Annotated in this window: 4 protein-coding genes; all 4 read right to left on the bottom strand. The window is 64.1% G+C overall.

What is annotated here, in order from left to right:
* Positions 1 to 77 precede the first annotated feature (77 nt).
* The 4 genes from tssH to tssE are packed head-to-tail and all read right to left on the bottom strand — an operon-like array spanning position 78 to position 6,106.
* On the bottom strand, positions 78 to 2,735 hold the full coding sequence (gene tssH / locus ACW9I6_RS04645) for a type VI secretion system ATPase TssH (RefSeq protein ID WP_457338943.1): 2,658 nt from the start codon (positions 2,733 to 2,735) through the stop codon (positions 78 to 80).
* A complete protein-coding gene (gene tssG / locus ACW9I6_RS04640; protein ID WP_457338942.1) occupies positions 2,728 to 3,771 on the bottom strand; it encodes a type VI secretion system baseplate subunit TssG in 1,044 nt (347 codons plus the stop codon). Before tssG ends, tssH begins: the two co-directional genes overlap by 8 nt.
* A complete protein-coding gene (gene tssF / locus ACW9I6_RS04635; RefSeq protein WP_063033828.1) occupies positions 3,735 to 5,594 on the bottom strand; it encodes a type VI secretion system baseplate subunit TssF in 1,860 nt (619 codons plus the stop codon). Before tssF ends, tssG begins: the two co-directional genes overlap by 37 nt.
* Positions 5,591 to 6,106: a type VI secretion system baseplate subunit TssE gene (gene tssE, locus ACW9I6_RS04630; protein ID WP_003213348.1), complete on the bottom strand. Its 516-nt coding sequence runs from the start codon at positions 6,104 to 6,106 to the stop codon at positions 5,591 to 5,593. The genes tssF and tssE overlap by 4 nt, the downstream gene beginning before the upstream one ends.
* Positions 6,107 to 6,175 lie beyond the last annotated feature (69 nt).

The following is a 6,175-nucleotide window of genomic DNA, read 5'->3' as shown; positions in this document are numbered from 1 at the left end:
AGCCACTGGATGCATCAACTGATGCACCGCCTTCGCGAGCACGCCCGCTCCCACAGTTTTGATCGCATTCCGTCAGGTCAATCGTTGAAGTCGTAGTGCAATTCGTTATCCCGCGTGCTGATCCGCACCCCCGCCAGCGCCTTGCCTTCGAGCATGCGGGTGAGGAATTCGCGGCTCATGTCCGGCAGCAGGCTGTTGGTGAGGATGGTGTCGATCATCCGCCCGCCGCTTTCGGTTTCGGTGCAGCGGGACACGATCAGGTCGACCACGTCGTCGTCGTAATCGAAGGCGACTTTGTGGGTGTTCTCCACGCGCTTCTTGATGCGGTTGAGTTGCAGGCGGGTGATTGCCTTGAGCATCTCGTCGCTGAGCGGGTAGTACGGAATGGTCACCAGGCGGCCGAGCAGCGCCGGCGGGAAAATCTCCAGCAGCGGCTGGCGCAGGGCCTTGGCGATTTCCTCGGGCTCGGGGATGTTCGCCGGGTCTTTGCAGACCCGGGAAATCAGCTCGGTACCGGCGTTGGTGGTCAGCAGGATCAAGGTGTTCTTGAAGTCGATCACCCGGCCTTCGCCGTCTTCCATCACGCCTTTGTCGAACACCTGGAAGAAGATTTCATGCACGTCCGGGTGGGCTTTTTCCACCTCGTCCAGCAGCACCACGCTGTAGGGTTTGCGCCGCACGGCTTCGGTCAGTACGCCGCCCTCGCCGTAGCCGATGTAGCCCGGTGGCGCACCCTTGAGGGTGGACACGGTGTGGGCTTCCTGGAACTCGCTCATGTTGATGGTGATCACGTTCTGCTCGCCGCCGTACATGGCTTCGGCCAGGGCCAGGGCGGTTTCGGTCTTGCCCACGCCGGAGGTGCCGGCGAGCATGAACACGCCAATCGGCTTGCTCGGGTTGTCGAGGCCGGCGCGGGAGGTCTGGATGCGCTTGGCGATCATCTGCAAGGCGTGGTCCTGGCCGATGATGCGTTTCTTCAGGTGCTGGTCGAGGTTGAGCACCGTCTCCAGTTCGTTGCGAGCCATGCGGCCCACCGGGATGCCGGTCCAGTCGGCGACCACCGAGGCCACCGCTTGGTAGTCTACGGTCGGCAGGATCAGTGGGGTTTCGCCTTGCAGGGTGCTGAGGCGTTGTTGCAGGTCTACCAATTGGGCACGCAATTGATCATCGCCGCTGTCCACAACCCCGGATTTTTCACGCAACGTCGCACGGGTGGCGAGCAACTCATCCACCAGGGTTTTCTCTTCGGCCCAACGGGCTTCCAGGGTGGCCAGGCGCTCGCGTTCGGCGTTCAGCAGCGCTTCGCTGTTGGTCTGGCGCGCACCGATGGCGATGCCGATCGCGTGCTCGCGGGCGATGATTTGCAGCTCGGTTTCCAGTGCCTCGATACGGCGGCGGCTGTCGTCGACTTCTGCCGGCACCGCGTGCAGGCTGATGGCGACGCGGGCGCAGGCGGTGTCCAGCAGGCTCACGGACTTGTCCGGCAACTGGCGCGCCGGAATGTAGCGGTGGGACAGCTTCACCGAAGCTTCCAAGGCTTCATCGAGAATCTGCACCTGATGGTGTTTTTCCATGGTCGAGGCCACGCCGCGCATCATCAGCAACGCCTTGTCTTCCGACGGCTCGGCCACTTGCACCACCTGGAAGCGACGGGTCAGGGCCGGGTCTTTTTCGATGTGCTTCTTGTACTCGGCCCAGGTGGTGGCGGCCACGGTACGCAAGGTGCCACGGGCCAGGGCAGGCTTGAGCAGGTTGGCCGCGTCACCGGTCCCGGCGGCGCCACCGGCACCTACCAGGGTGTGGGCTTCGTCGATAAACAGGATGATCGGTTTCGGCGAGGCCTGGACGTCTTCGATGACCTGGCGCAGGCGTTGTTCGAACTCGCCTTTCATACTGGCGCCGGCTTGCAGCAGGCCGACATCGAGGCTGCGCAGTTCCACATCTTTCAGCGCGGGTGGTACGTCGCCGGCGACTATGCGCAGGGCGAAGCCTTCGACCACGGCGGTCTTGCCGACGCCGGCTTCACCGGTAAGGATCGGGTTGTTCTGGCGGCGACGCATGAGGATGTCCACCAGTTGGCGGATCTCTTCGTCACGCCCGACGATCGGGTCGAGCTTGCCGCTGCGGGCCTGTTCGGTCAGGTCGACGGTGAAGCGCTTGAGGGCTTCCTGCTTGCCCATCGCGCTCGGGGCCATGGCGCCGCTGGCTTCGCCCGGTACTGCACCGGCATTGAAACCGTCGCTGGCACTCAATGCATTTTCGGGCGAGTCGCCGACGTATTCGTCAAAGCGTTCGCTCAGGGCTTCGGCCTTGATCTTGTCGAACTCACCGGACAAGCCCAACAGCGCATGGCGCAGGCTCGGCGTCTTGAGAATTCCCAGCACCAGGTAACCGGTGCGTACCTGGCTTTCGCCAAACATCAGGCTGCCGTAGACCCAGCCACGCTCGACCGCTTCTTCCACATGGGAAGACAAGTCAGTGATCGACGTCGAGCCACGGGGCAGGCGGTCCAGGGCTTCGGTCAGGTCGCGGGCCAGACGCGCCGGCTCGACGTTGAACTGTCGGATGATACGGTGCAGGTCAGAGTCCTGCAGTTGCAGCAACTGGTGAAACCAGTGGGCCAGTTCCACGTACGGGTTGCCCCGCAGCTTGCAGAACACGGTGGCGGCTTCGATGGCCTTGTAGGCCACGCTGTTGAGTTTGCCGAACAGTGCGGCGCGACTGATTTCACCCATGCTCTGGATTCCTTGAGGTGTTGGCGTGTTCGGCGTAATGCCGGGCCAGGATTAGGTCGTTGGCGTCATGCTCGGGTTGGCCGAGCCAGGTGTTGAAGCCCAGGCGGAACTGGCCGTTGAGTTGCAGGGCCGGCACTTCCGGTTGTTGCAGAACCAGGTTCAGGTCCCAGTCCAGTTCGTGGCCCAGGTACTCGGCGACCCACGCCACCAGCTCGTTGAACGGCTGGCTGCCGGGCAGCATGCCCATGTAGTCATCGAGCTTCAGCGGGCCCAGGCGAATGCGGAATTTATGCTGGCGGTCCCACACGTGGTTGCCCAGGCAAAAGTCCACGCCCAGCTGGTTGGCGCTGACACTCACGCGGCTGCGTTCGGGCAGCTCCAGCCATTGGCCGACGTACTCTTCGATCTCCACCGGCAGGCCGAAGTACTCGCCGAGAATCGCCTTCAGGCCGTCCGGATAGCGGGTTTGTGCCGACAGGTGGCCGCTGTAATGCAGCTTCGCCGTGTCGGGGATCAGGCCCTGGTTGAGCAGGCTCGGGGTGCCGCGACCGCTCAATGCGGCGAGGCGCGCCGACCAGTAGTCATCGTCCGGGCGGTCATGGCTGACGGTAGGCCGTGCCTCGGCCCAGGCACGATAAAACAGGGTCAGCAGGCGGTGGTGGAACACATCCAGGAAGCGCTTGCTGGTGCTGTCGGCGTTGTTGCGCTGGCGCTCACGCACGTACTCGGTGATGTGCAGCGGCAGCGGGCCGTTGGGGCCGCCGAGGCCGAAGAAGAACTGCTCCAGCCGTGCCGGCTGGCCTTCAGCCCCAGGTTCGACCGAGGCCAATGTGGCCGGCGCAAAGGTGCAATCGGCCTGCTGCCCGAGACGCAGCGGGTCATCCGCCAGGCGCAGGGAATGCCCCAGGCGTGGCAAGTCCGGCGATTCGCACTCGATACGCCGCAGCGCCTGGAAGAAGTCATATTCCCAGGGCTCCTGATGCATTGCATCCAGGGTACTCACAGGGTCGGACGGCGTCCGGGCTTGGCTTTCCATCGCATGATCTCGCCGCGTTCGGTGGTACGGATCACCGTCTCGGTAAAACTGTTGATCGACACGTAGCGTGCCAGGAACCGTTCAAACACCGCACCGAGCAGGAACACGCCGGTGCCGCGGAACGCGTTTTCATCAAATTCCAGAGTGATCTCAAGGCCGCGGCCAAACACGATCGGGCCGGGCATCGGCAGGCGCCGGGTCACCGCCTTGCTGCTGACTTCCCGCAGGCCTTCGATCTGCAATTGCAGGGCGGCGTCGTTGCTGTCGCCATACAGGCGCAGCAGTTCACGCAGCGCGGCGGCGCCCTGGCCTTGCTCGCTCAGCGACAGGTAGTTCAACGACAACTGGCTGATCAGACGCCAGGCCTTGGCGTCATGGGCATGGCTGGCGCGCGGGCGGCTTGGCCCGGCGACGCAGCGCACGGCCAAGACCGGCGCACTGTCGGCCAGGGTGAAGTCGGTCTTGCCGTTGCCCACGCTCATGAACAGCGGCAAGTCGCGGTTAGTGCACAGTGCGGTCACGCCCAGTTGGCGCAGGTCATGGCGGTACGGGGCTTGCTGGGTGTCCACCAGGCTGACGAAGGTTTCGCTGCCCACATAGGTGGAGCGCGGCCCGTTGCGGCGCTGGTCGCTGGACAACACGCGGGGTTCGCGACGCACCGTGTAGTAAGCCTGGTCACGGCCATAGCGCGACGGATCGCGTACTGCATAGAACGGCAGGAACGGCTGCTCCGGTCCGGTGCCGTGGCCCGTGATGCCGCTCAAGGAGTGAATCTCGAAATCCATCGGTCGCGTGCGGTCGGCGATCACATGGTGTTCGTTGACCCGCTCGGACAAGTGAATCCGGTCCACACGCTTGGGAAACAGGTTGATTGCCGGGGTGCAGAACGGCACGAATTGCGCCTTGCCGACGCTGCCTTCCAGGCTTGGATCGTGACGGTCGAACAGCACGATCAGTTCCAGTTCCTGGCCGTCACAGCGTTTGACTGCACGGCTCAGTTCAGCGAATTCAACGAATAGAAAACGGTGGGGCAGGGCGAAGTATTCCTGGAGCAAGCGATAGCCCTGGAATGCCCGAGGCACCACCGGCATTGCCGCATCGGCGTCGTCGAAACCCCGGGAGCGCAAGGCATCCGGCGGCAGGCGTTCCACCCAATCACCACCGGGCTTGCGCGCGAACACCGCGCAGGCATTGCCCAGCAGTTGTTCGTAGAGGCGGAACGGTTGTTCGTCGGCACCGCTGAGGTACAGCGGCAAATTATCCAGCGCCAGGCTGTTGAACGGCAGCTCGGCGCCGGTACGCAAGGTCAGGCGCAGGCCGGCCTTGGCCTTGGGTTCGCTGGCGGCCAACCGCCCGAGCACGGCGGACGGGTTGCCGAAGTACTCGGCCTGGGCGACCTGCAACGGCCACAGCGTCACCGGGTGCGCGGTGCGGTACTCGCAGCAGGTCTGGGTTTCGCGGCCCAAGGCGGCGCGCAGGACGGTGTCGCGGGGCAGTGGAAAACCACTGGCCAGGGAGCCTTCATCGGGATCGGCCTGCAACTGCACCACGGTCATCGACGGGGTCGGCGCCAGGTAGTGCGGGTAGGCGATCTCCAGCAGGTTGTTGGTGAAGGTCGGGTACTCGGCGTCGAGCTTGAGCTGGACCCGGGCCGTGAGATACGCAAAGCCTTCGAGCAAGCGTTCGACGTACGGGTCGGCGCAGTCCATGCCGGACAGGGTCAGCCGACTGGCGATCTTCGGGTATTCCTTGGCGAACTCGGCGGCGCTTTCGCGCACGTGGTGCAGTTCCTGGTTATACAGCTCCAGCAAGCGCGGGTTCATGGGCGTCTCCGCTGGTCGGCGTTCACCACACGCACATGGCCGGACTCCAGGTCCAGGTCGGTTTGCAGCAACAGGCGCAACGGCACCGGCTGCGCCCACAGGTCGCCTTCGATCTCGAAACTCAGGGCGTTGTGGTTCATCTCACCGTGGCCGACGCGTGCCTTGACCCGCAAGGTGTGGCGCAGGATGCGCGGCTCGAAGGTGGCGATGGCTTGTCGAATCAAGGCTTCCAGGGCGCTGATGTCGACGCTGGAGACACTGTTGCCCGCCAGCGCCGGCAGCCCGTAATTGACCACCGACGTACCGGCCGGCGTGTGCAGCGTGGCATCGGCGTTGAGCAGTGAAGTGGTGTTGAGCAGCCACGTCAGGTCACGCAGCACCGAGGCTTTCAATTGGCTCAGGGACAGCACGCGTTTGTCGGCGCTTTCCTTGGGATTGGTCGGGTCATCGTCGGTCAACCGGTCCAGCAGGGACGGTTGCAGGCGATCGCGGGAAGCAATTTCAGTTACCACCAAAGCAGCTCCACGGACGGGTTGCGAGAGGAACAGGGGGCTTGCAGCCGCCACTTGGGGTGGCGGCTA

Source organism: Pseudomonas sp. SDO5522_S412, assembly GCF_054071215.1.
The sequence above is the reverse complement of the archived record's forward strand: the minus strand, read 5'-3'. Positions and strand labels throughout refer to the sequence as shown.